At 39.4% G+C, this 26087-nt stretch carries 22 protein-coding genes; 14 read left to right on the top strand and 8 right to left on the bottom strand.

All coding sequences use genetic code 11. The features are described 5' to 3' along the window. Positions 1-8: 8 nt before the first annotated feature. The gene (locus FAX86_RS12765; protein ID WP_144393798.1) at positions 9-572 is read right to left on the bottom strand and encodes a hypothetical protein; all 564 of its coding nucleotides are present in this window, start codon (positions 570-572) and stop codon (positions 9-11) included. Positions 573-826: 254 nt separating this feature from the next. Here FAX86_RS12765 and FAX86_RS12760 point away from each other — a divergent pair, with 254 nt between their 5' ends. Both FAX86_RS12760 and FAX86_RS12755 read left to right on the top strand, forming a co-directional pair. After that, complete coding sequence (locus FAX86_RS12760; protein WP_144393797.1) at positions 827-2647, top strand: DEAD/DEAH box helicase; 1821 nt, start codon at positions 827-829, stop codon at positions 2645-2647. Positions 2648-2925: 278 nt separating this feature from the next. Next, complete coding sequence (locus tag FAX86_RS12755; protein WP_144393796.1) at positions 2926-4515, top strand: endonuclease; 1590 nt, start codon at positions 2926-2928, stop codon at positions 4513-4515. A 37-nt stretch (positions 4516-4552) separates the two neighbouring features. Here the strand turns inward: FAX86_RS12755 and cysG are convergent, their stop codons facing one another. After that, entirely contained in the window at positions 4553-5971 is a 1419-nt protein-coding gene (gene cysG, locus FAX86_RS12750) for a siroheme synthase CysG (RefSeq protein WP_144393795.1), read from the bottom strand. A gap of 171 nt (positions 5972-6142) precedes the next feature. Continuing rightward, complete coding sequence (locus tag FAX86_RS12745) at positions 6143-7252, bottom strand: CvpA family protein (protein WP_144393794.1); 1110 nt, start codon at positions 7250-7252, stop codon at positions 6143-6145. A 194-nt stretch (positions 7253-7446) separates the two neighbouring features. On the opposite strand from FAX86_RS12745, the gene FAX86_RS12740 reads away from it, so the two are divergent. The 3 genes from FAX86_RS12740 to cydB are packed head-to-tail and all read left to right on the top strand — an operon-like array spanning position 7447 to position 10418. Beyond that, positions 7447-7989, top strand: a complete 543-nt coding sequence (locus FAX86_RS12740) for a GbsR/MarR family transcriptional regulator (protein ID WP_144393793.1) — start codon at positions 7447-7449, stop codon at positions 7987-7989. 52 nt (positions 7990-8041) lie between these two features. Continuing rightward, a complete protein-coding gene (locus FAX86_RS12735) occupies positions 8042-9433 on the top strand; it encodes a cytochrome ubiquinol oxidase subunit I (protein ID WP_246128592.1) in 1392 nt (463 codons plus the stop codon). Continuing rightward, positions 9423-10418, top strand: a complete 996-nt coding sequence (gene cydB / locus FAX86_RS12730; RefSeq protein ID WP_144393792.1) for a cytochrome d ubiquinol oxidase subunit II — start codon at positions 9423-9425, stop codon at positions 10416-10418. Before FAX86_RS12735 ends, cydB begins: the two co-directional genes overlap by 11 nt. 64 nt (positions 10419-10482) lie before the next feature. Here the strand turns inward: cydB and FAX86_RS12725 are convergent, their stop codons facing one another. Continuing rightward, positions 10483-11799, bottom strand: a complete 1317-nt coding sequence (locus FAX86_RS12725; protein ID WP_144393791.1) for a hypothetical protein — start codon at positions 11797-11799, stop codon at positions 10483-10485. 279 nt (positions 11800-12078) lie between these two features. Next, positions 12079-13272, bottom strand: a complete 1194-nt coding sequence (locus tag FAX86_RS12720; RefSeq protein WP_144393790.1) for an MFS transporter — start codon at positions 13270-13272, stop codon at positions 12079-12081. Between the two features lie 147 nt (positions 13273-13419). On the opposite strand from FAX86_RS12720, the gene FAX86_RS12715 reads away from it, so the two are divergent. The 6 genes from FAX86_RS12715 (at position 13420) to FAX86_RS22205 (ending at position 20635) form a co-directional block, all read left to right on the top strand. After that, positions 13420-13893: a DUF4920 domain-containing protein gene (locus FAX86_RS12715; protein WP_144393789.1), complete on the top strand. Its 474-nt coding sequence runs from the start codon at positions 13420-13422 to the stop codon at positions 13891-13893. 32 nt (positions 13894-13925) lie between these two features. Continuing rightward, complete coding sequence (locus FAX86_RS12710) at positions 13926-14243, top strand: hypothetical protein (RefSeq protein WP_144393788.1); 318 nt, start codon at positions 13926-13928, stop codon at positions 14241-14243. A 283-nt stretch (positions 14244-14526) separates the two neighbouring features. Then, a complete protein-coding gene (gene imuA, locus FAX86_RS12705; RefSeq protein ID WP_144393787.1) occupies positions 14527-15333 on the top strand; it encodes a translesion DNA synthesis-associated protein ImuA in 807 nt (268 codons plus the stop codon). A 10-nt stretch (positions 15334-15343) separates the two neighbouring features. Beyond that, positions 15344-16849 carry a Y-family DNA polymerase gene (locus FAX86_RS12700; RefSeq protein ID WP_144393786.1) on the top strand — a complete coding sequence of 502 codons (1506 nt, stop codon included), beginning with the start codon at positions 15344-15346 and terminating at the stop codon, positions 16847-16849. Positions 16850-16893: 44 nt separating this feature from the next. Next, on the top strand, positions 16894-20034 hold the full coding sequence (locus FAX86_RS12695) for an error-prone DNA polymerase (protein ID WP_144393785.1): 3141 nt from the start codon (positions 16894-16896) through the stop codon (positions 20032-20034). A 427-nt stretch (positions 20035-20461) separates the two neighbouring features. Beyond that, positions 20462-20635, top strand: a complete 174-nt coding sequence (locus FAX86_RS22205) for a hypothetical protein (protein WP_164503568.1) — start codon at positions 20462-20464, stop codon at positions 20633-20635. Between the two features lie 235 nt (positions 20636-20870). Here the strand turns inward: FAX86_RS22205 and FAX86_RS12690 are convergent, their stop codons facing one another. Next, on the bottom strand, positions 20871-21710 hold the full coding sequence (locus tag FAX86_RS12690) for a hypothetical protein (RefSeq protein ID WP_144393784.1): 840 nt from the start codon (positions 21708-21710) through the stop codon (positions 20871-20873). Positions 21711-22084: 374 nt separating this feature from the next. Here FAX86_RS12690 and FAX86_RS12685 point away from each other — a divergent pair, with 374 nt between their 5' ends. Both FAX86_RS12685 and FAX86_RS12680 read left to right on the top strand, forming a co-directional pair. Continuing rightward, the gene (locus FAX86_RS12685; protein ID WP_144393783.1) at positions 22085-22624 is read left to right on the top strand and encodes a hypothetical protein; all 540 of its coding nucleotides are present in this window, start codon (positions 22085-22087) and stop codon (positions 22622-22624) included. Positions 22625-22674: 50 nt separating this feature from the next. Continuing rightward, positions 22675-23037: a hypothetical protein gene (locus FAX86_RS12680; RefSeq protein ID WP_144393782.1), complete on the top strand. Its 363-nt coding sequence runs from the start codon at positions 22675-22677 to the stop codon at positions 23035-23037. 68 nt (positions 23038-23105) lie between these two features. Here FAX86_RS12680 and FAX86_RS12675 read toward each other — a convergent pair whose 3' ends face one another. Beyond that, positions 23106-23822: a YebC/PmpR family DNA-binding transcriptional regulator gene (locus FAX86_RS12675; protein ID WP_144393781.1), complete on the bottom strand. Its 717-nt coding sequence runs from the start codon at positions 23820-23822 to the stop codon at positions 23106-23108. A gap of 213 nt (positions 23823-24035) precedes the next feature. After that, positions 24036-24647, bottom strand: coding sequence for a hypothetical protein (locus FAX86_RS12670; RefSeq protein ID WP_144393780.1), 612 nt, complete (start codon positions 24645-24647; stop codon positions 24036-24038). A gap of 178 nt (positions 24648-24825) precedes the next feature. Between FAX86_RS12670 and FAX86_RS12665 the strand changes: the two genes are divergently transcribed. Beyond that, positions 24826-25785 (top strand): SMP-30/gluconolactonase/LRE family protein, encoded by a 960-nt coding sequence (locus tag FAX86_RS12665; protein WP_144393779.1) that lies wholly within the window; start codon positions 24826-24828, stop codon positions 25783-25785. The last annotated feature ends 302 nt before the right edge of the window (positions 25786-26087 follow it).

Here is a 26087-nt window from a genome sequence, read left to right as displayed (position 1 = left end):
CTTTTTAATTAAGCGACTTTGCTTTTCAATGAAGCTTCATCGCGCATTAAGTTTCTTAAATGGGAGTTCATAGCTTGAACCATTTGAGCTCGAGTAATGGGTTGAGTGTAAAGCTGTTCTGAATCAAGTTCGCGTTCGGCAAGTCGAAGCAGTTCAACCTGCCAGTCTATTGTATTTTCACCTAAAACCATTCGTTGTTGAGTCAGGTTTCGATAGTTTTTGTAGACAAGATGCTGTAGTTTTTTAAGCGTGTCAGTTACATCTTCTGGAATTGATTGATTGGCTGGCAGTGACTCGCCATTCAGAACCATCTCAAGTGCTGTTTTTGGATCTTGCGGTGGTTGACTCTCCGAAGAGGTTGGTTTTCGAGAAAATGCTTTGCTTTTTAACAAAATAAATGATCTTTTAATAGGAGCCGTTTTTCGTGATCGATACCATTTAATGCCTTTCGGTAGTACGAGAAGGGATATGGCAAGCGCAATAGCGATGATTCTCGGTAATGTTTCGACGGTTGTCGATAAGCCGATAAGGGTCGCGGCAGCGATATAGATAAAAAATATAAATTTAGGCATTTGTTCGGTACTACTGTCAATCTCGAGGGGCGATTATAAAGGCGAATGACTAATTCTCAAGTTTCTGGTCTTGTGAATAATACCGGGTGCTCAGGTAACTATTTGATAAATAAAGATTATTTTTATATTTGTGTGAAAATTCACCAAAAAGCAGTGAAAAGCGTATCGGTTTGATGATGAATCCTCTATAATGCGCTCGAAATTTTGACGTAGTTATTCACTATTTACCCCCACTTTTTTGGAAAATCCATTTTATGTCACAAGACTCTCCAGCTGATTTTTCTCAGCTCAGTTTACCTCTATCCATTCTTAAAGCTCTTGAGTCCATCGGCTATGAGAAACCTTCGCCGATTCAAGGTGAGTGTATTCCGCGCCTTATTGAAGGAGCCGATTTAATCGGTCAGGCGCAAACAGGGACAGGAAAAACAGCAGCATTCGCATTGCCCACTTTGGCAAAAGTCGATATCGAATTAAAACAACCACAAGTATGTGTTATTTGCCCGACAAGAGAATTGGCGATTCAAGTCGCTGAGGCATTTAGTGAATACGCTAAGTTTATGAAAGGTTTTAAAGTGTTACCCATTTATGGTGGTCAGCCTTATCCTCCACAATTGCGCCAACTTGAAAAAGGTGTTCATGTCGTTGTCGGTACGCCAGGACGAATCATGGATCATATGCGCCGCGGTTCATTAAAATGGGATTCACTCAAAACATTAGTATTAGATGAAGCTGATGAAATGCTTCGTATGGGATTTATTGATGATGTTGAGTGGATTCTTGAGCATACACCCGAATCAAGACAAATTGCGTTGTTCTCGGCCACGATGCCCAAGCCAATTAAGAAGGTAGCAGAAACCTTTTTAACGAATCCCGAACATATTCGAATTGAAAGTAAAGCAAAAACAGCAAGCACTATTGAGCAACAGTTTTTAACTGTGTCGAATAATTACAAATTGGAAGCGTTAACTCGAATCCTCGAAAGTGAAAATACTGATGCAACTATCATTTTTATGCGTACTAAGAGTAGTTGTGATGAATTGTCCAGTCGTTTAACAGCTCGTGGATTTTCTGCAGAAGCTATTCATGGCGACATGCAGCAAAAACAACGTGAGCAAATTGTTCAACAACTAAAAGACAGTAAAATTGATGTTGTTATTGCAACAGATGTCGCCGCACGTGGGTTAGATGTTGAACGAATTTCGCATGTTATTAATTATGATATTCCTCACGATTCAGAATCTTATGTTCACAGAATTGGACGAACAGGTCGTGCTGGACGTAGCGGAAAAGCCATTTTATTTGTTACTCCACGTGAACGTCATTTATTACGAATGATTGAGCGCAACAATAGCACTAAAATTGCACGCATGAGTTTACCCTCTGTTGAAGTTATTAATAATGAGCGTACACGTCGATTTTTGGAAGATGTTCAGCAACAAATTATTTCGGATGAGCATTCAGAATATCTTAAGATAATTGAGCAAATTCAAGCTGAACATAATCAGTCAGGAGCTGAAATTGCTGCTGCGTTAGCGAGTTTGTTATTTAAAGATAAACCATTGTTACTCGATTCATTACCAGACGTTCCTGATTTTGAGTCGGGAGATAATAGTGCAAAGCGTAAAGATAAAAAATCGAGTCGTTCCAAAGCGCCAATAAAAGTAAAGCCAGAGCCGCTAAAAGGCGATCCTGAGGTTGAGCTTGAACGCTATGTTCTTCATGTTGGTCGCGACCACGGAGTAACGCCCAAAAATATTGTTGGTGCCATTGCAAATGAAGCTGAAATGGAAAGTCGTTATATTGGAAATATCAAACTCTACAATGATGTTACAACGGTAGACTTACCTGCGGGTATGCCAAAAGAAGTGACTCAAATTTTGAAGAAAGCCCGAGTTTGCGGTCAGGCACTCAATATTGAGTTGGCAACAGACTATGTGAATGATACGAATCAGAAACCTAGAGATGGTAAAAATAGACGTCGTAAGCCAAGCTCAAAGCCACCAAGGAAGGGTGATTCTAAAAGCAACGATTCCAAGGGAAAAAAAGGTCGAGGCCAAGAACGTAAAAAATCGTAATAACTAAGAAAAACAGCGAGTTTTAGAGTTTGATCGAGAGTTCGTTGTTTAAAGTTGTCTCTACTTTGAAATGATTCTCAGTAGAGATCTTCAGCTTTGTAATAATATCTGATATTAAAAACTGTTTTGTATAGCGGTTGTAAGGCAGGAAGAGTGGTATTTTTATACAGTATGGTATCTCAAGACTTAAATCTGTCACAATTTCCCTGTACAATTCACAGCCGTTTTGAAATCTGGTGAGATAATCTCGCTAGTTAGCAACATTTGTGGAGAGTTTTGTGGCAGTAGTATTTCGTAATTCCGTGTCTATTCTTTTCTTATTGGCTTTTAGTGGTGCAACTTTAGCGGATATACCTGAGGGATATTACGACACAGTTGATATATCAACTGGTGAAGCTTTACACCAGTCTCTTCATGAAATTATCGATGACCATACGCGATTTCCTTACACTTCAAGCCAAACTGATACTTGGGATATTTTAGAACAAGCCGATCAAGATCCTGATAACGCTTTAAATATTATCGATGTCTACAAAAATGCTTCGTATCCGAAACAAGGTGGTGGAAATAGTTTATACAATCGAGAACATGTCTGGCCCAAGTCGTACGGTTTTCCCGATGACAATGATGGCAATTATCCATTCACTGATACTCATCACCTGTTTTTATCTAACGATGATTACAATAGCGAACGCAGTAACAAGCCTTTTGACAGTTGCGACTCAGGTTGTGTTGAGTTTGCAACTGAATTAAATAATGGTCGTGGTGGTACGACGATGGACTCAAATTTTACCTCAGGTGACTTTACTGATGGTAAATGGGAAACGTGGCGAGGTCGTAAAGGCGATGTCGCTCGAGCAATTTTCTATATGGCGGTTCGTTATGAAGGTGGTACACACGGAGAAACCGGCAGTGAAGAACCTGATTTGCGGATCACAGACGACCGAGAGTTAATTGATACCTATCGCTCAAGTGAGAATGGTGAAATTGGTTATATGGGTCTGCGCACCGTTCTTTTACAATGGCACGAAGATGATCCCGTAGATGATTTTGAGCGCCGCAGAAATGATACTATTTATAGTTATCAAGGTAATAGAAATCCCTTCATCGATCATCCCGAATATGTTGTCTGTGTTTTTAATGCTGACTGTTCTGATTTAGGCGGAACTGATGGCGATACTCAAGCTCCAGCTGCACCTCAAGGTCTAGCTGCTACGGAAAGTGAAATTGATATCGTATTAAATTGGACGGCTAATCAAGAAGAAGATTTGGCGGGTTACAATGTATATCGTGCTGCAGAAGGTCAGTCTTTCTCGTTACTAAATAGTGCTTTGATTGAAGGCACGACCACTTACTCTGACTCGACAGCAGAGCTAGGCGTGGCTTATCAATATTATGTCACTGCCGTAGATACTTCTTCGAATGAGTCTTCTGCTAGTGACACTATTTCTGCTTCAATTGTTGATAACGCACCTGCTCAAATTACAGGCGTAACGGCAACTGCGGACAGTGATTCAATTGCGGTGAATTGGAATGCAAACAATGAGGACGATTTAGCCGGTTACGATGTTTATCGAAACTTAAATGGAGCTGGTTTTTCAAAGGTGAATACTTCTTTGATTGTTACAACTCAATACATTGATAATGATTTATCGCCCGGTGATAGTGCTACTTATTATGTTGTTGCTGTAGATAACGCTGGTAATGTATCAGAACAAAGTGCTAGCGCTTCAGCATCAATTGCTGATGAAGAAGAGCCTCAAGAGCCAGAAGAGCCTGATACAGGGAATAATAGTAGTGGTGGCGGAAGCTTATCTTTCTTTGCTTTAATACTTCTTGTTTTATCTCGATTTAGAAAATTGAAGTAATTGTATTTGCCGCTTAAGTGGTGAGTTTTTTCATCACTTAAGCGGAAGCAACTTTCCATTCCAAATCTAACGTTTCTTTATTCAATTCGTTGTACATTTTTACTACATCACCAATAATGATGATTGCCGGTGACTCAATCTGTTTTTGCTTTACGTCTTTGACAATGGTTTCGAGCGATCCAATCGCCACTTTTTGAGCAAAGCGAGTTGCATTTTGAATGACCGCAACGGAAGTTTTACTTTTAAGGCCATGAGCAATTAATTCTTTTGTTATAGTTTTTAAGCCGGTTAATCCCATGTAAATAACCAATGTATTATTTGTTTGTGCAAGCGCTTGCCAATTTAAATCAACGGTACCATTTTTTAAGTGTCCAGTAGCAAAAGTAACAGACTGAGCATAGTCTCGATGTGTTAATGGAATACCGCAAAACGTCGATGCTCCAGCTGCAGAAGTAATACCTGGAATGACTTGAAAAGAAATGCCTGCTTTAACCAATGCTTGAGCTTCTTCGCCTCCACGGCCAAATATATAAGGGTCGCCCCCTTTTAGCCGAACAACACGTTTACCCTGTTGCGCAAACTCGATCAGTTTTTTATTAATGTCTCCTTGTGGCACACAGTGTTTCGCTCTTTGCTTTCCAACATAGAGTTTCTGTGCGTCTCGTCTTACAAGATTTAAAATACTTTTAGAGACAAGGCGATCATAAACTACGATGTCCGCTTTTTGCATTAAACGTAGAGCCTTGAAGGTTAAAAGATCAGGATCGCCGGGGCCTGCACCAATCAAATACACTTCGCCCGGAGTTGATTGCGTTTTAAATTTATATTGATTTAATAGTTGGGTAAGTTGTTGCTCTGCTTCAGTATCTTTATTAGCAAATACAGCTTCTGCTGTTGCTCCTTCAAATATGTCCTCCCAAAAGTTTTTTCTTTCCGTCCCTGTTTTTAGTGTTTGCTTAACCCGTTCACGAAACTTTTCTGCTAACTTTCCCAGTTTCCCATATGCCGCCGGAATCATAGACTCTAACTTGCCGCGAATTAATCGCGCTAATACCGGAGCCTTACCACCACTGCTGATTGCGATGGTGATTGGTGCACGATCGACAATTGCTGGAGTAATAAAGGAACAAAGCTCTGGCGTATCCACAACGTTAGCAAAAATTTTGTGTTGTTCGGCATCTTGGTAGACTTGTTGGTTAACTTCTCGATTATTCGTTGCCGCAATCACTAAGTAAACGTTAGTTAAAAAACTAGAATCGTAACTCTTCTGAATAATTTTTAGATTTGAATGGTGTAGCGCTAATGATTGAATCGTTGAGCAAACTTCTGGGGCTATAACGATAACCTGAGCCATTGCTTGTAGAAGCAGTTCTATCTTTCGGGTGGCAACTTCACCTGCGCCAATCACAAGGCAATGTCGACCTTCTAGTTTTGTAAATATCGGAAAATAGTCCATTGCTTGTTTACCCTTGAATAGTGAACAGTCATGAGTTATGTCATACGATTGTCAACTATTGGTAGTTAAGGGACAAATAACGGTTGGCAGGTAGCTATTTACTTTTGGTTATAAGGTAGCCTTAATATGGATGAATGGGTTTAGAATACTACCTGCTAGATAGGAAGTGTCTTAATTTTTCTGTTCTTGCTTTTTATCGGAGTAATGGACCTGTCCATTTTCATCAACCCATTTATAAACTTCTGATTTTTTGACGCTTTCTTCAGTTGTTCTTTTTAACGATGTTGAAATTTCAGGGGCGAGTTGTTTAAGTTTTTCTGAGTATTGGCCGGCTTCTTCGGACATAATTCGCTTAAATAGGTCCGTAATTTTTTGTGAGTTTAATAGTTCGATGACGCTGCCTTGATTAATAAGTTCTCTAAGTTGTGGGTCATTAACCACAGCTTGGGCTTCAGGATCATTTCTAACAAATTGAGCTCTGGCCCACATATCTCTCATCTTTTCTGCCATTTGATCTGCCGCTGGAAGTTCACTGTCATTTTCAATAACTCCTTTACTGATGGCCTGAAAATGTTCATTGGCCATTAACTGATTAAAAGCGGGAATTCGTTTTATTTGTTCAACGTCGCCGGTATTGAGAATTTGCTGATTACGTGCCGATAAAAAGAGTTCGCGAAACTCATTGCTACCTGATATGCCTCTTAAGTGGGCCAGTGATTCTTCTGGAGACTCTAATATTTGTGCGGTCAGCTCTGCTATTTCTGGTTGATCGGTTGTCATGGAAATAGCTGACTTTATCGCTGAGCTTGTCATTTCTCGCGCCATTTTTTCGATGCCGCTTGCTTCTTCTTTTTGTGCGAGAGCATCAACATCCATCGTTTTTTGGTTGAGTAACTGTCCGCCCACAGAAATAAACCAAATTAACAATATTCCCAGAACACCACCAAAGACAACTCCCGCAACACCTCCTGCAATTTGAGACGCCTGCGATAATGCGAATCCGGTTTTATTGATCATTTTTTCGATAAGTCCAAACAAAAGACTCAAGATAATGCTGGTTAAAATAAATAAAGTTATTCCAGCAACAATGAAGCCTAAAATGCCATTTAAAGGACTGTTTTCGTTTAGATAGTCAGCCAGATCGGCGGTAAAGAGTATGGCAGAGGCGTATGCACCCAATAAGCTCAAGAGTCGAAAAGTAAGTTTAATTATGCCTTTTTTGTATCCTAGAAAACCAAACAAAACAATAGACACAATTAATATAAGGGTAAAGATCGCCATCGTTTTCCTCGCAAAATTTTCTTAAGTTTGAACGACTTATTTAATTTTATCAATTTTTGTTCTTGCTTTATCTCATACCCGTAAGTGGTTATCGGTTTCACTGCCTATTTTTATACTGTTTTTGGATGTTGAAAACTTGTATATTCTTTTTGTGATAATTATAATTTCAGAAATTTCTGAAAATTGGTAAGCTAATGAATATTCCGCCGGACATTGAATCTTTTGTTGTTCATTTTGGAGAAATGGGTAGCCGCTGGGGATTTAATCGAACAGTGGGTCAGATGTTTGCACTTATTGTGCTGACTGAAGAAGCACTCAATGCCGATCAAATTGCCGATGCATTAGGTATCTCTCGCGGCAACGTCAGTATGGGATTAAAGGAGTTGCAGTCTTGGCGACTGGTTCGAACGCAACCACAACCTGGCGATAGAAAAGATTATTTCCGGCCTAATGGCACTGTTTGGGAATTGGCTATGCAAGTTTTATCTGAGCGTCGCAAACGAGAAGTGGATCCAACACTCTCGGTATTACGAAGCGAATTAATGAATTCACAAGACGAGCAAAATTCTTACTCACACCAAAAGATGCGCGAGATACATGATTTGCTCGAGTTATTTATTGGATGGTTTGATGATATTCACAAAATGAGTCCGGAGAATCTAAAAACGTTACTTAAACTGGGTTCTGGTGTTGGCAAAGTACTGGATATGAAAGATCGGCTATTAACGAAAAATTAACGCTGCTTTGCCATCGATTTTTTAGTTGTAAACCAAAAAGGAGGGTCTGACTTTGGAGACTCTTGCTATCAGTACAGAAATGTTATCGCGTATTCAATTTGCGGTTAACATTAGTTTTCATATCTTATTTCCTAGTATAACTATTGCGCTAGCCTGGTTACTTTTTTATTTTAAAATCAGAAGTCACTTATCGAGTCATCCTGTTTGGATGCGAGCTTACCGCTTTTGGGTCAAAGTATTTGCTTTAACTTTTGCTTTGGGCGTTGTTAGCGGTATCACCATGTCCTTTCAGTTTGGTACTAACTGGCCAGGATTTATGGAAACAGTGGGTAACATTGCCGGACCTTTGTTGGGTTATGAAGTCTTAACTGCCTTTTTTATGGAGGCAACATTTCTTGGAGCAATGTTGTTTGGTATGAATCGCTTACCTGCCTGGTTTCATACATTATCAACGTTGTTGGTTTCATTAGGAACGACTATGTCTGCGTTTTGGATCTTAGCTCTCAATTCGTGGATGCAAACGCCTCAAGGTTTTGAAATGATTGATGGCGTTGCTCATGTTACCAATTGGTGGGACGTTATTTTTAATCCATCCTTTCCCTATCGATTAATGCATGTATTGCTCGCATCTGGATTAACGGCTTGCTTTTTAATGGCGGGAATCTCTGCGTATCGAATTTTAAAAGGAGATAAAAAGCGTGCGCCCAAGTTAGCTTTGAAAACGTCAGTCTATAGTGCTGCACTGTTAATTCCTTTGCAAATTTTAGTGGGCGATCTTCATGGACTAAATACTCTTGAACATCAACCACAAAAGGTTGCTGCAATGGAGGGCGTTTGGGAGACTGATAGAGGTGTGCCATTACTATTGTTTGCAATTCCAGATGAAGAAGAACGGACCAATCATTTAGAAATTGCGATCCCTAATTTAGCAAGTCTCATTTTAACGCACGATGCTCAAGGTGAAATAAAGGGACTGAATGAATTTGAAGATCGACACCCTCCTGTTAAACCTGTTTTTTATGGTTTTCGAATTATGGTGGGTTTAGGTGTTTTAATGTTGGTCGTTAGTTGGACGGCATCTATTTATTTTATTCGTAAAAAGGAATTACCTACTTGGCTTAACAAGACATTTTTGTATATGACGTTTTCTGGCTGGGTTGCAACGCTTGCGGGGTGGTATGTTACAGAAATAGGTCGGCAGCCCTATCTTGTTTCTGGAGTGCTGACAACGGAGCAAGCAGCAACAACCATTGCTCCAGGAAATGTAGGCTTTTCATTGTTTTTATATTCAATTGTTTATCTTGCTTTATTAGTTGCTTACATCCAGACCTTATTCTACATGGCTCGAAAGTCAGTTGAGGTCGATGAGTTTCAAACGATGGATTTTTCATTAAAGCAAAAGAGTAATGACTTACAGAAGGAGGCCGCTGCTCATGTTAGCTGAAGCCTTACCCACGATTTTTTTATTATTGATGGCCGTTGCCGTTCTTGTTTATGCGATTCTTGACGGTTACGACTTGGGAGTTGGTATTTTATTGCCAATGGATCGCTTGGAATACCGCAATACGATGATTGCTTCTATAGGTCCATTTTGGGATGCGAATGAAACCTGGCTTGTGTTGGCTATTGGAATTTTATTAATTGCTTTCCCGATGGCGCATAATATTGTTTTACGAGAAATGTATTTACCTGCAGTTATCATGTTAGTTGGCTTAATTTTGCGAGGCGTTGCTTTTGACTTTCGTGCGAAAGCCGTGACTCGCTATCAACCGTTATGGGATAAGCTTTTTCGTTTAGGATCTTTGATAGCGGCTTTGTCTCAAGGTTTTATGTTAGGAATGTACGTTAGTGGGTTCATTTATACAGCGCTTACCATTCTATTTTCTTGCTTAACGGCAGTTGGTGCGGTTGCTGCTTACGTTTATATTGGTGGAGCCTGGTTAGTGTTAAAAACGGAGGGAGAGCTTCAAATCTTTGCGGCTAAGCGAGCTCGAAAAGCCGGTTGGTTAATGGCTCTTTCTTTTGTTGCCATTTGCATCGTTAATCCATTGATGAATCAATCTGTAGCCGAACGTTGGTTTTCCTTGCCGGGCGCACTAATTGTGTTTTTAATCCCGTTAATGTGCGGACTTATTTTATTAATTGTGGACCAATATTTAAAAAATGTTCCGGTACGTGATGATAAAGCCTGTTGGATTCCTTTTGTTGGAGCTGCAGCACTATTTACTTTTTGTTTGACGGGATTTGCTTACAGCTATTACCCTTATGTGATTCCTGGAAAGTTAATGGCGGAAGATGCGGTGAGTGCGACAGCGTCATTAATGTTTGTGTTTTATGGTGTAGCCATCGTTTTTCCTGTGATTATTGGCTACACGATTTTGTCTTACCGAATATTTCGAGGTAAGACAACGGATTTAACGTACTACTAGTTTTTTGTATATTAACAAGGAGTGATTTCAAAATTCACTCCTTGTTATTTTTAAATAATAAATATTACTCGTTGGTTTCTATCGTCATATCCGCACGATTGAACCGTCGTGGATCGGTACATCGACCATGAACATAGCGGCCATTGGCAGAAAATGGACCAGACTTTTGAATATTCATATAGTCACCAATAATAAATTGATCAATAACACCTGTCGTAATAGATACATCCGTTAATGAGCGTCTTCCTGTAAATGGTGTGTAAGCATCTTCATTATCAAATCCCCACCAGGGTTTATCTACCCACCACATTAAATATAAAGAAACTTTCTCGTCTTCATCGACAAAGAAGATATCATTATTGTTATAGTGTTTGGATAACTCGCCGGTTTCATCTGCTAGACACTTTTCAAAGTTATCGATACATTCAACCACAGAGTCTGGAGCAAGTAACCATCCATTTTGTGCAAAACCAGAAGCGTAACCCAATCGAGGATTACGAGGTGTTGGATAAAAGGTATCGGGCTCTTTTAATCGAATGCCATAGTTTTCTGGCAAACTATCACGCACCTCTTGAGGTAACTTTCTAAATTCAGATAATGGCTTAAAAAGTTGTTCTCCACTTCGTGCATCTTTCATTGTGAGTGGTCCTGCGTAAGCAAAAGTCACAAAAGTTGTTAAGTTTTCACTACAGGCTGGAACTTGTGGCGCACCAACAATGGGCTGTTGTCCATACACTGGATCGTAATGATAAACACCCCAGTCGACATCATCAGCACCAGTTAATGTACTGAATAAAACAGAACTCTCACGCGGACGTGGCGCACCAGGAAGTACGGCGCAGTGATATTTGCCATCAGGAAGATCTGAATTCCATGGATCATCAGGTTGACCTAAATCAACGCATCGTCCAGGAATGTTAATCTTTGTTCCATCGACAGGATTTGAAAATTCTCTGGGGCATTGAAATGGATTTTGGCTTTGAACATCGCAAGGAATGTAACCTTCTTCAATAGTTAAACCGAGATCTTCGGGGTTAGGAGCTGGTGTTCGAGAAATTTCTATAATGTCGACGGGACGCTCGAATGTCCAATCATCTTGAGTGGTGTAGTTACAAAAGAAGTTAGGTGGTGTGTTTCCATCGCCAAGAAATATATTAGCTGAACCTGCTTCAGGATCGGTAGGACCAACGGCATCAATGTCACATTCACCACGTACAGGTTGTGAAAACCCATTCGTTACAAAGTGGTTCGAGTTTCTAACGCGTTCTCCTTCATAAGCTGGAAGGTGAGAATAACTGAGTTGACTTGCAGTGATAAATGTAAATAGACAAATGTACTTGGCTTTGATTTTCTTTGGCGTTCTTCGAAATATAGAATTCATTTTTTTTCCTTATTCGAAAAGTTGGTTTGAAAAAACGCCGCCAGTGTATATTGAGAGTTTGTTTGATAACTATACAAGTTTTGAGTTATTCGAGAAATTAACTCAAGTCGAGTAGTTTTTTTATTGAGAGACCATAATTAAAAAGTGGTAATTAAAGCTCTTTACATGCTTTCTATTCGTTTTTGATCTGATTTGAATTCTATTGCGTACAAATGAGGTTTTGTATACAACTAGCTTTACTTTTATATGGCTATTAATTTTTCTTTACTGTGATTAATATTAAGTTGCTTCTTTAGTCATTGATTTTTTCATTAGGTAAAAGTCAATTCGATTTTCTTGTGTAGGGTTGTAAGGAACAAATCGGCTAAGTAATAAGGATGTCAAGGCCATACCTGAGCCAATTAAAAATACTAGCGAAGGAGACTGCAACCAAATCAATCCGAATATAACAGGAATAACAACCGCAGCAATGTGATTAATGGTAAACGACACCGCTGAAGTGGATGCCATATCTCCGGGTTCTGCAATTTTTTGAAAGTAGGTTTTTATAGCGATGGCCATTGCAAAAAATAGATGATCAATGACATATAACCCTGCTGCAATATATTTATCACTAACAAAAGCGTAACTGGTAAACACACAGGCGAGACCAATATATTCTAAAAGCAATGCACGACGTTCTCCAACTCTGCCAATCCAACGACCAATTTTCTCGGCGAAAAAGAAATTGAATAGATGATTAACTAAGTAGAGTAATGCAATATCTCCAACATCATATCCGAACTTCTCAACCATCATAAACCCGGCAAAAACAACGAAAATTTGTCGGCGAGCACCGCTCATAAATGTAAGCGCATAATATAGCCAGTATTTTTTCCGTAAAATGATTTTCTTATGTTGCTCGACGGGAGCTTTAAAAAGTGGGAACCGCAGCATCATATAAAGGACGAGTAGTAATGATGCGCCCGCAGTGACTAAGTAAATTTGCAAATAGGTTAGTTCAAAAACATGATTAGCGAGCCAGATAAAGGAGTAAACACCTAAAGATGAAACCGAGCCGATAGCAACCAACTTGCCCATTTGCTGCGCTGCATGCTCTTTACTCAGCCATTGCCATTTGAGAGATTGATTAAGAGTTTCAAAGTAGTGGAAGCCAACGGACATTATAAAGGTGGTTGTTAATAATCCAGCGGTTGATGGAAAGAATGGGGTTGCCAATACGCCTGCTGCAAGCAGTAACAGACTCAGTAGAGCAAATCGCTGTTCATGCAGTAGAGCCAGTATAAACACCGCTGTAAATGCAAGAAATCCCGGCACTTCACGAATGCTTTGTAACAACCCAATTTCTTTACCCGTAAACTGCGCAACTTCTACAGTAAAATTATTGAGTAATGTCATCCAGCTGGCAAAGGCCAGAGGCATCGCAATGGCCATTAGTTTGAGTAGTTGAAAAGGCTGCTGGATTGTTGTCATATTTGAGTATTCGTAATGTATTTCGAGATATTGCAAGAGAGAGTTATTGTAGAGGCGAGCGTTATTTGCTACAACTGCGTTTCTCGATATCATCGATGAATTTTTTCGATATAGAATTTTAATAATAAATCAATAGAGAGCAATACCATGAAGAATATTTCCTATTTATCTATTTTCGGTTTCATTTTGGCATTACTGGGGACGAGTTCTTTGGCTCAAGCAAAAAGTGATGTTTTTGGAACTGGGGCAAAAGAAGCAGACGCTTTAGCGGTGAATCAAGTTTTGGAGACTCCCGATAGCTTTTTGGATAAAGAAGTTACTGTTGCAGGAGAAATTGTTTCAGTATGTGATAAAAAAGGCTGCTGGATGATGTTGTCTTCTGGCGATGAACGACTTCGCATTAAAGTGAAAGATGGAGAAATGGTTTTTCCGTTTAATGCCAAAGGTAAAACAGCTTTTGCGACAGGTAAGTTAGAAAAAATGGAAATGACTCGGGAGAAAGCCATTGCCTATTTAAAACACATGGCAGAAGATGCTGGCAAAGAATTTGATGAGTCTACAGTTAAAGGCGACATGACCTTTTATCAACTTCGGCCTGTCGGCGTGACCATCAAGCGATAATACTCATTGTTAAAGCCTCGAGGTAAATACTAATGACAAAGAATATTCAGTATTGTCGGGGCTTTAGACATCTAATTTTACTATCTATTCTTTCTTTTTGTGTCTTACCGCTGCTTGCTGATAGTGAGCAAGAAGATAAACCGCTAGAGCTTTCTTGCCAAGATTTTGAGTGGCAGGATGTTGAAGAGTTGGTAAGGCCTCATCTTGACGATACGCTTTACACTGCCTTGGTTATGCAAGGGCAAAGCTCTGAATATCGAACTTCAGCCGCGGCTCGCCAGGTTATTCATGAATCCTTACCTCACGTCATTCAGCGCATTCTGCAGGCTTTAATCGATGCTGATTGTTAGGCTAAAAAATAGCTGCAGAGTTTAATTCTTTAAATATGTTTCTGGATTAGCGTTTAATAATTTTAACGGCACTTATCTTAGTTTTACTCTTATTATCCTGTTCATCACTTGTTCTTCTATTAAGCCACCAGTGCCCGTATTTTTCTCGAAAATAAAGATCCTTACCTTTCAAACAGTTAGCTTTTTCGCTCTAAAAACCGCTGGATCGCTTATTAAATAAATGCTACTTATATAAGTAGTTATTGTTGGTTTATTGCTCGATGGAGAAGTTATTTAAAATATCATGTCAGAGAAAAGTTCAATTAATCAAATACTTAAAAATCCATCCGTATGGCAAGCATCGCGTTCAGAGCGTTCTCGACCGGTCATTGAAACTGGTTTTTCGAAACTGGATGCTTTGTTGCACGATGGCGGCTGGCCGCAAGGCGCATTAACTGAACTGTTGTTGGAAACTCATGGTGTTGGCGAGTTGCGCTTATTAGCGCCGTTATTAAAACGATTATCTCAGGAGTCGGGATTTCTGGTTTTGGTGGATCCTCCTTTTACGCCTTATGGTCCGGCCTTGGCGATGATGGGGATTGATATTTCCAAGTTGTTTGTTGTGCAAACCTGCCGCGTTAATCGAAAAGTTTGGGCGGCTTATCAGGCACTAACTTCTCGAGCGTGCGCAACGGTGTTGGTGTGGTTTGATGGTAAAGCACCTTATAAGAATGAAATTCGTAAGTTATCGCTCGGCGCTAGAGAGGGGCAATGTTGGGGAATCATTTTTCGTCAAGTCGATGCTAGTGAGCATCCTTCATCGGCGCGCTTGAGAATGACATTATTCGCCGAGAAAAGTGGTCGCTGCCATTTAACTATCCTTAAACAAGCGGGAGGCTGGAGTGGTCAACAACTCACGTTAGATTTAATGCCAGAGAGCTCAGGATGGACATCAATACAAGGAAAAGATTGGCCGGTTTATTCTCCAATCCTTAAGCAAAACCGATCGGTTGCCTTTCGTGGCATCAATTCAGATAAGGTGGCATCGTTTGACGAAGCCGTTACGAATACTCAACGAAATAAAAGCAGACGTCCCTTAATAACGCATTAAGGTAAAGCTTATGTGGTTATGTGTTCGTTTTGCTTTATTGCCTTTAGAATCTTTTTGGTTGAACAATAGTGAACAATCAGAAGCTTCTCCTTTTGATCATCAAGCCGTTGCCGTTAGTGAAAAACAAAGGATTATTTGTTGTAATCAAGTTGCTTACCAAAAAGGAATTCGAGAAGGTCAGACTGTATCAACGGGATATGCGTTGCTGGATGAGTTGTTTGTTATTGAGCGAAATCTATTACAAGAGCAACAACGACTGAACCAATTCGCGATGCAGGCTTATTCTTTTTCACCTGTTTTATCAGTGTGGGATCCCGACTGTTTAGTCCTGGAAGTGGGACGAAGCTTGAGTCTCTTTGGTGGTCTTGCTAATTTACTTCAGCATATTGAAGGTAACTTTCAGCAACAGGATATCAGTTATTGTTTAGGTATCGGACCAACGCCAAAAGCAGCAGAAGTTTTTTCTTACTCGCCTTTACCTTATTCGTATGAACTGTGGGATTCTTATGATGGCAGTTTAAATCAAGAATTGTTTCGAGAGCGGATTTATCAGCTGCCCATACATCAGTTAACCATTGAATCAAAAGCGTTAGAAAAAATCAGTACGATAGGCCTTAAGAAAGTGAGCGAGCTTTTTCTATTGCCAGAATCTTCTTTAGAGAAAAGACTTGGGCGAGACGTCGTGCATTATCTTCAACAGCTCATGGGAAAAAGGCCCGATGTTCAAACAAACTTTAAGCCAAAGATTTTTTTTGACCAGTGTCTCGAGTTTATCGATGTGATTCACCATCAAAAAGCATTGTTATTTCCTATGAAGCGTTTGCTTGATGAACTTATCCGATTTCTTCGGCTTTATCAAAAAAGTGGTCAATCATTAAAGTGGACCTTAAAAGATATCTACCAAAAAGAAACCTATTTTAATGTTTACCTGGCTCAAGATGAACTGAATCTTAGTCGGTATACGGAGTTAACCCGGTTGTCTCTTGAGTCTATAAAGCTAACAGGGCCAATCGAAAGCATTCGTTTAACCGTTGACGATTTAATTGATTCGCAAGTTGTAGAAACCTCTTTGTTTGCTCAAACAGAAGCCTTTAAAACAGATCGACACTTCGCTCATAAGATCATTGCTCGCCTAGGAAAAGAAAACTGTTATTGGTTAAAAGGGAGAGATGAAGTTATTCCAGAGTTGGCTCAAAATAAAGTGGAAGAAGCAAGTTCTGTAACATATCAAGTTAATAGAAAGAGAACTGTCAAAAATAAATTCAAGCCATTCGATTATACTCTACGACCGAATTGGTTATTGTCGGTGCCTCAACCCATTGGGTGCGATGAAGATAAGCTCTATTGGCGAGGGCATTTAACATTAGTTTCTCAGCCAGAGCGTATCGTCCATTATTGGTGGAAAAAGCCAGTCGTTCGAGATTATTTTATCGCCCAACATGAGCGAGGAAATCACTATTGGGTTTTTTTTGATGGGTTAAAGCAATATTGGTTTTTGCACGGTATTTTTTCCTAAGTTTATGTATTTGATTTTTCTTTAAATGGAGTTTGGCGAGCTTTATGAAGTACTACGAATTATTTTGTCAAAGTAACTTTTCTTTTTTAGTCGGGGCATCTCATCCCGAGGAGCTTGTTTATAAAGCGAAGGAGCAAGGTTATTCGGGACTTGCTATTACCGATGAGTGCTCTTTTGCTGGCTGTGTTCGAGCTCATGTTACCGCAAAGAAAGTGAAGATTCATTTGATTATTGGTAGCTTTTTCCGAGTCAATCTTGAAACTGAAAAAGATATGGAAGTTATTTTATTATGTCCCAATAAAGCTGCTTATTCTGAAGTTTCTCAATTGATTACTCGAACGCGGCGTCGGACAGAAAAAGGAAAGTACCAAATGAGAATGAGCGACCTTGATGGTTATATAGAGAATGCGCTTGCTATTTGGTTGCCCCCTAAAACAGAACACCAACAAAAAAGTCAGTTATTTCATCTAATGAAAATTTTTAATGGTCGCCTATGGATTGGTTATGAGCGCTTATTAAAGCATGATGACTTTATTCGTTATCAGCAGTGTATTGAACTCAGTCAACAGTATAAAGTGCCGATAGTGGCGCAAAATAGAGTGTTAATGCACTCATCAGAACGTTTGTCGTTACAACATTGCTTAACGGCCATTAAACATAATCAACCGGTTCAACATTTGGGTACGCAATTAATTTCTAATGGCGAACAGACTCTTAGATGTATCGAACAACTTAACGATTTATATCCCTATGAACTATTAAAAGAGACCGAGTATATTGCTCGTCGCTGTCACTTTGAAATGGGAGAATTGAAGTATCACTATCCGAATGAAGTGATTCCTGAGGGATTATTGCCCATTAATTACTTAAGAGAGTTGTGTTTGACCGGCGCAAAAAAGCGCTGGCCTGAAGGACCATCTGAAAAAACATTAAGCACACTGAAAAAGGAATTAAAACTCATACGAGAATTAAGTTATGAGCATTATTTTTTGACGGTTTACGATATTGTTGCATTTGCTCGACGTGAAGGTATTTTATGTCAGGGGCGAGGGTCGGCAGCTAACTCTGTTGTGTGTTACTGCTTATTTATAACCGAAGTGGATCCCGAACAAAGTGATTTATTGTTTGAGCGCTTTATATCAAAAGAGCGCGATGAGCCTCCCGATATCGATGTCGACTTTGAGCATCAACGCCGTGAAGAAGTCATTCAATACATTTATAAAAAATATTCTCGAGAACGAGCCGCTATTGCCGCGACGGTTATTACTTATAGAATGAAAAGTGCGATTCGTGATGTTGGAAAAGCATTAGATATTGATGAATCCATTATTGATTACTTATCCAAATCATTAGCCTGGTGGGATAAGCCCGATAAACTGAAAGAGTACTTTCAATCTCGTCGGTTATCCAATACGGCATTGTTGGCGAAACACTATCACAAATTAGTAATGGATATACTCGGGTTTCCACGACATCTTTCGCAACATGTGGGTGGCTTTGTTATTACTAATCAACCGATTGCCTCTTTGGTTCCTGTTGAAAATGCATCAATGCCTGATCGTACCGTTATTCAATGGGATAAGTATGACATTGAAGCACTGCAATTATTAAAAATTGATGTTTTAGGCTTAGGCATGCTGACGATGATCCGTAAAGCATTAGAGTTAACGCAATGTTATTCGTCTATTAAAACGTTATCCGACATTCCTAAAGAAGATGCTGCGACTTATCGTATGTTATGTAACGGCGACTCCGTTGGTGTTTTTCAGGTAGAGTCTCGGGCACAAATGAGTATGCTACCGCGTTTAAAACCAAAAACATTTTATGATTTAGTGATTGAAATAGCCATTGTTCGGCCTGGGCCTATTCAGGGGGATATGGTGCATCCTTATTTGCGTCGGCGTGACGGACTTGAATCTACGGAGTATCCCAATGAAGCCATTAAGTCTGTACTCGATCGAACGCTGGGAGTGCCAATTTTTCAAGAGCAGGTGATTCAGTTGGCAATGGTAGCTGCTGGATTTTCCGGAGGTGAAGCCGATCAACTGCGTCGAGCAATGGCTAGCTGGGGACGAAATGGTGATTTATATAAATTTAAAGATAATTTAATTAATGGCATGTTAATTAATGGTTACAGTAAAGATTATGCCAATCGAGTTTTTGAGCAAATGAAAGGGTTTGGTAGTTATGGTTTTCCAGAGTCTCATTCAGCCAGTTTTGCCATTCTTGCGTATTTTTCGGCATGGTTAAAACGTCATCATTCAGCAGCGTTTTATTGCGCGTTATTGAACAGTCATCCTATGGGGTTTTATTCACCTTCTCAGCTTATTCAAGATGCACGGCGACATAATATTTTGGTATATCCCATTGATGTTGATCACAGTGAGTGGGCATCGACCTTAGAAATTATCGATCAAGGAAAATTAACTCACTCGTCGGAGAGAATTGAATATCCACATAACCGCTTGGCCATTCGCCTGGGTCTGCATTTAGTGAAAGGTTTTAATGCAAAAGCGGCAGAGCGTTTGGTTAATGAAAGAAAAAAGAACGCTTTTATAAACTTGCAAGACTTAGTCAATCGAGCGCAGCTCAATAAAATTGAACGTGAAGCTTTGGTTAAAGCCGATGCATTAAAACGTATAGCAAAGCATCGTTATCAAGGACAGTGGCAAGTGCTTGCATTGGAGGAGAAGAAACCCTTACTCGACGAAGTTGATCGTCAAACATCGAACTCTTTGGATGAAGACATTGAACTTCTTCCTCCTCAAGAAGTGGACAATCTGTTAATGGATTATCAAACAACCGGTTTAACACTCAATCGCCATCCGCTGGCTATTTTACGTGAGAAAGCGCCTGTTGCTGATTGTAAGCGAGCGCTCGATTTACGAACTTTGCATCAAGGACAGTTCGTAAAAATAGCCGGTGTCGTCACTTGCCGACAGCGACCAGGAACCGCTGCTGGGGTTCTGTTTCTTACCTTGGAAGATGAAACCGGGAATATCAATGTCATCGTTTGGAAGGACAAAGTTGAGAAGTTTCGAAAAGCAATTATGGGCAGTCGTTTATTACTGATTAAAGGAACGATAGAAAGAGAAAGGAAAGTGGTTCATGTGGTAGCTGGATACGTCGAAGATATCAGTGGGCAATTACCACATTTTCGTCGTGTGTCTCGAGATTTTCACTAACCTCTCGATAAGAGAAAGCATTAATTAACATTGAGAGTAAACCAAAAATGTACCATTCAAGTCTAAAAGAAAGAATAAAGAAGCAAATGCCAAGCTATCTGTGTTGTTTGAGCTTTGTTCATTTTGACCGACATTCGATTATCTGATCATCAATATATCGAATATTCTTTAACTCGAGACTGAAATATCCTGAAAGACTTCTAATGTATTGAAATATAAGAATAAATTCGTCACAACCTAACTTGCTACTCAGTTCACAGTTTTAGCCAATAGGGTTAATATCTCACAAGGAAAATGTGAATATTACAGGTGAGTGTGCGAACGGAATCACAGTATAATTTTGCCTGTTTAATACAGAGCTCTTTGAGCAGATTTCGGTGGTTAATAAGGACGCTTGCGTCACCCAATTTTCGACGGAGATAATAGGATGAATATACGAGATAATGGAAGTTCAGTAAGTTACTCAATTTTTAACCAAGATACTTGCTGGTTTATTAAGTTGGCTGAGAATAATGTAATAGGCCCTTATACATCGTTTAAAAATGCACAAAATTACGCACAGACATTAAGCTTGTTGTCTGAAGTTAAAAAAGTAGCTTAGTCTTTGTGACGCGACGATAACTTACTAACAATCACTGGCTTTTAAAAAAAGTTTCTCTATTTGGTTTTTACGTACTGCCTGATGCTTTTAGCATCAGGCTTTTTTTTGCTTAAAAATTATGATGGATTGAGTATTTGTATGGCTTAACAGTAAAGAGAATGAGTGTTGGTTTGGGGGAAGGAAAGCCCAGCTAATCAGTTGGGCTTTGAGAGCATGCTAACGTTCTTTGATAACTCTAGTAAGGAGTGCGGTAAGCTTCTTCTAGCAGAATTCGGAGAGGTTGTATATTTGTTGTTTGGCTGCTATTACTAAATTTATCTTCGTAACGAATTTGTAAGTCGTATTCAACCATGCCATCGTGTAATGGAATTTCTTCTAAAATAAGTTCCACAGCATTGAAGTGATGGAAGGCATCGTGACCGAATGGTGTATCTACATAAATTGTTCTCTCCCCTTTGCCAAGCCAGTTGGTTTTAATAACAAAACCTGATTTACCAAAGTCATCGGTACTAGCGCGCTGTAATAAGTTAAGGTTAAGGCGTTTTTCATCGAGAACAATCGATGCACGATCGGCTAGCTTATTAGCACTTTTGTCGACTAGTGGACCGTTTGCATTTAACAACTCAGGACCTAAATAATCCTCTGGATGATTCAAGTAATTATTTCTTTCGACAACATTGAGCTTTACTTCAACTGGAGAGCCAGATTGAAGAGGGGTAGGCATTCTAACCTCGACAGCAACTTCACGAAAAACCCAAGCATTTTTAAGTATGCCTTTATAGACACCACTATCTGAGTGACCATATTGGTTTGATTGGGAAGAAAGGTTGTATAAAGTGATATTGCTCGCTTTAGGAAAGTCAAATGTAATGCGCTTTATCGTTGGCTCAGGATTCTCGATTGATTTCTCAACAATTAAACTAATTTTGTTGAGATCCGATAAATCCAGCCCAGGGTACACGGGTGTTGGCGATGAACTCGGCATTGGAACTTCAAAGGTGTAGGTTTCGGCGGTAACTACGTTTGCAGTGATAGTCAATAATAATATTGTAAAAAATGTCGATAACGATTTCATAATATATTCCTTGATTAATTTTCAGCCAACAGCAAAAGCTATCGGAAATAAATTTTACGTTAGCTTGTAAGGGCATTCAATGAGTCCTGTTAAAACTGTAAATATTACTCTTAGTGATATTTATCTTGAGTAAAAATTAAGCAGAACGTCCTATTGCTGTAGAAATATATTGATAGTAAAAAAGTTACTTGTATGAGATGTATTTGGTTTTGGTATTTTTCATAGCCTGCATTGTCGATATTTTTTAGTTGATGTCTTACAAATTGTTTAACTCGCCAGTCATTTCTTAATGTGTTAAACGAAATTCGACCTAGTTTATCTCACGTTATCTTAATTAAAATTTGTCCATACTCTTTGAACAAGGACGAATTCAAATGCGACGGATCGATTATTTTATTTTAGTTTTTCTAATTCTTAATACTCTATTGCTCGCAGTTTCTTTAATTCAAAATAAAGAGCGCAACAAAAATTTTCTTCCTGAAAATAAAGTGAGTGAAGCAATCGAATCTTCTGATGCTGTCAAAGGTTTTAATACAGTTTCCAATAATCAAAAGGTTGAACAGCTTAACCGTTCGATAAGTCAACTTTTAGTAGAAACGAGCGACTTGAAATTTAAACTCGGAAAGATAGAGAAAGCACTTTCGAAATCTCAGTACTTAGAAACCGTGACTCAATCTAATCATGAAGAGTCTGTTAATGAGCAGCTAAAGGCTAAGTATGAGTTAAACGATCAAAAAGCAGAATCTTACATTGATGAGCTTTTTTCAGCTGGCGTGATGAATCAGAACGATGTACATACCTTGAGACAAAGAATGGTAAACATGTCGCCCGAGGCGCACGATCGTGAACTACAACGTATTATTATGGCGCTGAATCGAGGTGATATTGAATTGCCACCCGGTGTTATTTTTTAAATGGGAACAAACAAGACGGAATTTTAACCAAAACGTAAAGGAGCAATACTATGAAAAACTTAGTTATATTCGTTGCAACAATTATGTCGACCGGTCTTTTTGCTGGATTTATTAATCACTATCAAGTGAATGTTAGTGGAAATACCGCTTACGGTTCTTTTATTGGTGCTCGAAATAGTGCTGACAATACTCAATATATTTCATGTTCGTTTGTGGGGCGCGAGCCGAGTCCTTATGGGATATGTTCTGCAAGAAATACAGCTGGAGATCGTTTTTATTGTACTACCACTAAAGATTACCATTTAGAGCAGATTCGAGGACTCAGCAACGAATCTTATTTGTATATGCAAAAAGATGATGCTGGAAAATGTGAATACATTTATTCTGCCACAGGCTCAATGTTTCATGAATAAGAATTAAAAAACAAAAGTGTTTTTAGATTACCGAAGCGAAAGCGCTCGATCGCTTCGGTATTTTTTATTTATAGCTCTGCGTTGTGATAAACGTTTTGCACGTCTTCTAAATCATCAAGCATTTCTAAAAACTTATCGAACATTTCCACATCGTCGCCTTCAATAGGAGTTGATGTTTGAGGCACAAATTGAATTTCGTCGATTTCAAACTCAATTTCGCCGAGAGCATCAACCAAAGCTTGCTTTGCTTTAAAGTATTCTGTGTGCGGGGTAAATACGGTAATGACGTCATCTTCACTTTCAATGTCGGTAACATCGACATCGGCTTCCATTAACGCATCCAACACAGCTTCTTCGTCACTGCCCTTAAAGACAAAAATTGCGCAGTGGTCAAACATATGACTGACACTACCTTGGGTGCCAATTTTACACTTGGTTTTGGTGAAGCACTGACGAACGTCGCCAAATGTACGGTTGGGATTATCGGTTAAACAATCGACAATAACCATGGCGTTACCCGGACCAAAGCCCTCGTAGCGCGCAATGGCGAAATCTTCACCACCACCACCTTTGGCTTTATCAATGGCCTTTTCAATAACGTGTGCGGGAACTTGGCTACGTTTTGCTCGATCTAAAAGGCTTCTGAGGGCCAAATTGCCATCTGGGTCGATGCCGCCCGATTTCGCACAGACGTATATTTCTCGGCTGAATTTACTATAAAGCTTGGCGTTGGCATTCGAGGTTTTTGCCATCGAATCTTTTCTATTCTGGTAAGCGCGACCCATGAGGATTCCTGTTGTGATTATTTCTATGAGCCAATTTTACTCCGAACGCTATAAATAGAAAAGAGTATGAATTCGGTGTGATCTATTGATGCTAATAATTGCTCTCGGGGCAGATAAAAGGGCCTGCTATCTCCCGTGGTAGTTAGAGATAGCAATTTTTAAATGGGCGTCTGTTCAGTGCTCTTAAAAGTGAGGCGTGCAGTAGTGGTGAGGCTATTCAAAATACCAATAACCGGCGCAAGGACCAATTTGGGAGAATGCGATTTCGGCAAATACCGCGAGTTCCATCATGTATTTGGTGAGATCTTCCGCACCATTAGAGTTATTTAGGTAAATACCCTCTCCAGTAGTTTCGTAGAGAATGAACTCTTCGTAATTTTGTGTCGATGGGTCTTGAACATAAAAGCCATAGCGATAGTTTCCTGCATCTTGGCAACTTGATGGGCTGACTTGCTCAAGAGAATCTTTCTCGACGGTAGCACTCCAAGCACTTAATTGATCCATTTGTGCTTCGGCAATGGCTAGAATGAGTGAGCGATTATGGAAGTAAAAACTATCCAATTCATCCTGTGTGTATTCTCCGTCGACAGTCAGCTCTGGTATGGTAGAGTCTTCGGCTGTTACTGCTTCACCTTCGGCATTGATGTAAACGGCCTTGAATGACTCACCAAATGCGGCGTTGGTGTACTGCACAAAAAAGACAAATTTTTCATTACTCGAAAAAGTCGAAGTTTCTGTATTACACGCTGATAGTAATAAAGAAAAAACAACAACAATAGGTAAACTCAGTGAAGGCAAAAAATCTCGTTTTCTTTTATTAATCATAGTTTTTCACTCACATTTTGCGGTTAATTTTAGAGGTGACTATAGCATTTTAAAAATCAAGCGAGTCATTCTTTTTTATACTAACAATCGCTTTGAGATAAATATCTCAATATGAAACTTGTGTAAGAAAAAATACGCGGATAGCCTCCATAAAAAACAAAAACATCAAGGTAACGCAATGCAAAATCAACGGAATCTATCTCAAAGTACTTTCTTTAGAGCATTAACGTGTGTCATCACTTTAGGTTTACTGAGTGCATGTTATGTTAAAGAGCAGCATGTTGTTATTCCCGATGCAGAGAATATGCATTTTACGAGCGACGGTCGATTATTTGTCAGTGGTGGTAGCCAATTCTTTGAGTTGGTAGCCGAATCTGATGGGTACTCAGCGAAAGTAATCGAGTCGCCAAAGTGTGCATTTACTGGAATTACACAAATTCGGGATGTTTTGTTTGTTATATGCAATGAAAAAAAATTAATTAATGCGGAGAATGCGTTACTCGCTCTTAACTTATCAAGTGAAGAAGGAAAACTTGAGAAAGTCGCGAGCTTAACGGGGATCAATTTACCTAACGGAATGACTACCGATGGAAGAAATACATTATACATTGCGAATACTGCCTATTTTGGCCGAGGCACCTTGGTTAAAATTGAAGTTGAGCAAGATAACCCTGAAAATATTCTAAGTATCGACAAGGAATGGGCCAGTGAAGTAGAAAATGTCTTTCATCCCAATGGAATTTTCTATATCGATAATACACTTTGGTTTACCGACGGTGGTTCAATTAAGCGTTTATCCTTAGGTAATGAAATTCAAGAAGGAGAATTAGGTCAAGCTGAGCTCTTCTATCATCGCAACACGATATTTGATGACCTAACGCCCTATTGTGGAGGCGTTATTGTTACTGATTACTTGGGTGGTCGGGCAATGTACATTGATGAAGATGGAGAGAAACAATACGATACCGGTATCGCTAGTTTTGCAGGGGCTTCCTCCGTATTAATCGGTCGGGCACCTTTGTTTAACTCGAATGAAGCAGTAATTACAGAGAAAGGGATTTTGTTTGATGAGAGCTCTTCCATCGGAAATCGTCTGAGTACGGCCTCTTTTAAATTTGACCTTTCGAGCTGCCAATAAATAATAAGTTTTAATGAGTTCAACCGTCGATGTGATAATTGCAACTTAAAGCACTTGCAATAAGTAAGTGCTTTAAGTTGAGAATTCATTAGCCAGCGTTAATGTTTTTGCATTTTATGTGTTTTTTGTAGTAGTGAACAGAGCTCTAAGTGTTTACTCAAAAATGTGTATCGACTATCTAAAGAAAATAGACTTAGAGTAACGCAGTGAGAAATGGAATGCCTATGAGCTTTGAGTTTTCTTGGCAAATTTGAACACGCAAAACTAACGCTTTGCGTTTCGCTGATCGCTCGAGTAATATC

It is taken from the genome of Pleionea sediminis (assembly GCF_007570825.1).
Lineage (GTDB): Bacteria > Pseudomonadota > Gammaproteobacteria > Enterobacterales > Kangiellaceae > Pleionea > Pleionea sediminis.
Note: the sequence above shows the minus strand (reverse complement) of the source record. Positions and strands in the feature narration are given on the sequence as shown.